We start from the raw sequence: 3706 nt of genomic DNA, 5'->3' as shown, positions 1-3706 counted from the left end.
AAGGATACATCTAGAACATGCCCAATATGCAGGGCAATAGAGAATCACAAGAGAATATCGAGAGGGCTGTTCAAATGCTACAAGCATAACATCGTATTCAACGCAGACCTCGTGGGGGCATTCAACATACTAGCTAAGAGTAGAGCCATAACCCCGAGCCCCGCACTATGCGGGGTAGGGGTAACACGCCTAAGACCGGGCGTGAGGCTAAACCCGGCGGAAGCCGGGGATGTAGCCCCAAACCTCCCCACCCTTTAGGGCGGGGAGGAGGTCAGAGAAAATAGAGAAAAGAGATAGGGCTATAGCTTCTGCTCTTTCTATATATCTGTTAAGGTATCTATTTTGGGCAGGGTATGGCTGTAGAGGAGAGGATCAAGGGTGAGGATAAACACATGATTGATGAGATCGTTTCTAGGATGCATGGGTATGTGATAAGGGATGAACATATCCCATGGAGGTTTGTGGATCGAGAGGCTGAGGTTTGGAATATGGTTGATGAGGAGGGTGTTGTTGAGGGTGGCTGGATCACTGTTCTCTATGGACCCAAGGGATGTGGTAAGAGCACTTTATTTAGTGCTCTCAGATATTCCCTTGCAGAGCTTGAGCGGGAGGGTTTTGAAAGCGGCTATGAGCTCGTCTATGTCTCTGCAAAGCCCAGGGTTTCTTGGGATGTGTCTAGGGCATATAGCTCTAAGGATCTTTGGGGGTTGCTTGCAGAAGCAGTATCGAGCCTCGGAGGTTCTTTAGATCAGTCGGGCGTTGTTAAGGGTTTGGTGGATGCAGCGAAGCTCATAGCAATCCTAGTAGATAGGATCGCTAGGAAGTTTGAGAAAGGTAAGAATATATTGATAGTGCTGGATGAGGCCAGGGCTAGCGGTAGGGAGAGCTTGGGAGCCTTTAGGGACTGGCTAGAGGTGTTTGCAAACGATATAAGGGAAGATAATAGAGTTTACTCTAGGAGAAGGGGATCGATAGCTGTTGCAGTATTAACAAGTGACGCACTAGTGGAGGAGATCATGGATATAGTAGGTGGCAAGGTTAATTGGGCTTTTATGTGGAACCTATCTAGGATCTCCTCTGAGGAGCTCATAACCCAGATAGGGCTTCACTATAGGGTCGCTAGGGAGCTCGGGATCGGCTCTGAAGAGTCTAGAGAGCTCCTCTGGAGACTAGCTGGGGGGAACCCGAGGGCTCTGGAGAGGATATGGAAAAGAGGGTTGAAGAGATGGCTTGAGGGAGAGGTTCTAACGAGGCTCTCGAAATTTGTAGAGAAGATGCAGAAAACCTTTGGGGAGAGGCTCTGGGAGGAGCTTTGGAGTGCTGCTAGCAATATAGACGATGCAGACATAGACTTCAAGACAGCGATGCTCAAGAGAAACATAGCTATATACATAGCAGCTGCAGATAAGATCTCAGAGATCCCCAGCGAACCATGGATAGGCAGGGAATACGCATTCCAGATCCCAGCATACTACCACGCATTAAAAGCAATGGCTAGGAAGAGAAGCCGGAGGATCTCCCCAGAAGACGTTATCAGAGAAGCTATGGCATAGCTGTTTTCTCTTAAGTTTTTAGGATCTAGATATGGGGGTGAAGATCGCTATTCCGCTGTTGAGCGATATTATACTCTATATGGTCTCCCGCTTCCCAAGGGGTGTTGGGCGTACGCGTTTGACGAAGCTTCTATTCCTAGTCGATGCTATATCTTCTAAGGAGCTTGGGCATAGAGTTACAGGTGTTGGGTGGAAGCGATGGTTCTTCGGACCCTTCTCAAGGGAGGTTCTTGATGCTCTTGATACTCTGGTTAGATCGGAACGTCTATATGTTGATGCTGGACCCGAGGTGAGATATATAGCCTTGGGAGAGCCGCCTTCTCTCCCAGAGGATGTGAAAAGAGTTATAGATAAGGTGATTAGAGAGTATGGTTTCATGCCTTTGAAGATGTTGCTTACAAGGGTGTATGAGGAGTATAGCATAGAGAGCCTCGGCATGGGTGAGAAGATAGCATTCGACTGGTATAGAGAGATCTTCGAGCTTGCTAGGAGCGTAGATAGGGATCGAGATAGTGTTATCGAGCTGGTGGGAAGGCTATACGATGAGTATAGAGAAGCATTCGAAATGCTACCAAAGGAGATGCTAGCCCTCTACGCAATAGCCGCGGGACACCTCTCAACATATGATGTTAAACGTCTTAACGAGATAACAAAGGATCTACTAGATCTGTTAGAGGAGATGAATAAACACGCATCATCAAAAGAACCACTACCAACAGATATCAAGAATAGGGCAAAGAATCTATATACCGAGATCCTCAACATAGCAGCAGAGGCTATTAGAAGCTAATAGCACTTAAACATTTGATTCTTGAAGGGATATTATATGGGGAGAAGAAAAGCTGGGGCGGCTTGATTTGAGGATCATGGTTATCTGCGATCTGCACTATGACAAGAGGATCTATAGGGGTTTTGATGAGGGTATGGCTTGGGAGTGGCTATTATCTATTGTTGATTATCATAGCCCTGAATATCTATTGTCATGCGGTGATTGGGGCACTGCTGTTAATGTTGGTGAGTTCTACGAGCTGCTTAGGAGAACAGTTGTACTCACAATCTATGGTAACCACGAGAACATGGATGTCCTCTCAAAGCTATATAATATTAGATCCGATGAATATCTACCAGTGCTTATGGATGATGGAAGAGTATATGATATAGGAGGTCTCCGTGTCACAGGCATAAGCGGGATCATATCAACTGGTCGCAGGCAGAGAAAAGGGGTTCCTAGGAGGAAACCCGAGGAGTTCCTGGAAATAGCTAGGAGGCTTGCAGGTGATATAGTAGATATCCTTTTAATCCACGAGACGCCTTATCTGCCAAACCTATTCCCATTCATGGTGGAGGGTATAGGGTCTAGAACAGCTTTAGAAGCAATAAAGATCATAAGACCGATGCTAGTGATTAATGGGCATATGCACTCGGGAGGGTTTAAAACCCATGAATTCCCATGGGGATCCAAATACATATATATAGACAGCAGCCAGCAGAATAGACACTACATAATAATAAACAATATAGAGATAGAGATATGGAGAGACCTAGAAAAGCTAGAAACAATACAGCTACAGAGAACAACAGCCAGCAAAACTAGGGCAGAAAACGTGTAGAAGGCTAGAGCCTCATAATATTCTTCAAAGCCTAGATCTTTATTATCCTGTATCTCCCTCTACAGGTTTCCTCTATCGCTTTGATGGATTTCTTCAGCATTAGGTATACCCATGATGCTATCCTCTCTCCTCTAATCTTCTTCAGAAGACCTCCAACCCAGTATGTCTTCCCTCTAACAGTTACTCTCCTCCCCTCCAGCATTGTTCTTAGCCTCTCCCTCTTATCCACCGGCGGCTCTATCTTGATAAGAACTGGTTTTTCGAGATCCAGTATTGAATATGCATATAAAATCCCCCTATACAGCATTGCCTGCCAGGCATAGGGTTTTCAACTTCTATAGCCCTCGGGATCTTAGAGTAGACCTTGGAACACGCCAAAGCCCTCATCACAGTGCTTGGCTGTTTTCTTTTTTGATTGTTTCTAGAATTCTTCATATTCAGGGAAACTTATAAGCTCTGGAGGTTATGAGTGTTAGTGACCCCTGGTTCCCGAGACCCATGGGTGAACCGTGGGGAGGGGGCTAGGGGAAACCGTGATGAACC

At 46.0% G+C, this 3706-nt stretch carries 5 protein-coding genes; 4 read left to right on the top strand and 1 reads right to left on the bottom strand.

Annotation, left to right across the window (positions count from 1 at the left end):
• The 4 genes from QXE01_12095 to QXE01_12080 all read left to right on the top strand — a co-directional run.
• On the top strand, nt 1-258 hold a 258-nt coding region (locus QXE01_12095; protein MEM4971980.1), incomplete at its 5' end, for a zinc ribbon domain-containing protein.
• A gap of 95 nt (nt 259-353) precedes the next feature.
• On the top strand, nt 354-1553 hold the full coding sequence (locus QXE01_12090) for an ATP-binding protein (GenBank protein MEM4971979.1): 1200 nt from the start codon (nt 354-356) through the stop codon (nt 1551-1553).
• Nucleotides 1554-1590: 37 nt separating this feature from the next.
• The gene (locus QXE01_12085) at nt 1591-2343 is read left to right on the top strand and encodes a Panacea domain-containing protein (GenBank protein ID MEM4971978.1); all 753 of its coding nucleotides are present in this window, start codon (nt 1591-1593) and stop codon (nt 2341-2343) included.
• A gap of 76 nt (nt 2344-2419) precedes the next feature.
• Nucleotides 2420-3163: a hypothetical protein gene (locus tag QXE01_12080; protein MEM4971977.1), complete on the top strand. Its 744-nt coding sequence runs from the start codon at nt 2420-2422 to the stop codon at nt 3161-3163.
• A 31-nt stretch (nt 3164-3194) separates the two neighbouring features.
• Here the strand turns inward: QXE01_12080 and QXE01_12075 are convergent, their stop codons facing one another.
• Nucleotides 3195-3470, bottom strand: a complete 276-nt coding sequence (locus QXE01_12075) for a hypothetical protein (GenBank protein MEM4971976.1) — start codon at nt 3468-3470, stop codon at nt 3195-3197.
• Between the last annotated feature and the right edge of the window lie 236 nt (nt 3471-3706).

Source organism: Sulfolobales archaeon (assembly GCA_038897115.1).
GTDB lineage: Archaea > Thermoproteota > Thermoprotei_A > Sulfolobales > AG1 > AG1.
This window is presented reverse-complemented; position numbering and strand designations above follow the sequence as displayed.

Bases quoted from the DNA above. Each gene is read 5' to 3' on its own strand.
- QXE01_12075 (MEM4971976.1), bottom strand. From the start codon at position 3,470: ATGCTGTATAGGGGGATTTTATATGCATATTCAATACTGGATCTCGAA.
- QXE01_12090 (MEM4971979.1), top strand. From the start codon at position 354: ATGGCTGTAGAGGAGAGGATCAAGGGTGAGGATAAACACATGATTGAT.
- QXE01_12080 (MEM4971977.1), top strand. From the start codon at position 2,420: ATGGTTATCTGCGATCTGCACTATGACAAGAGGATCTATAGGGGTTTT.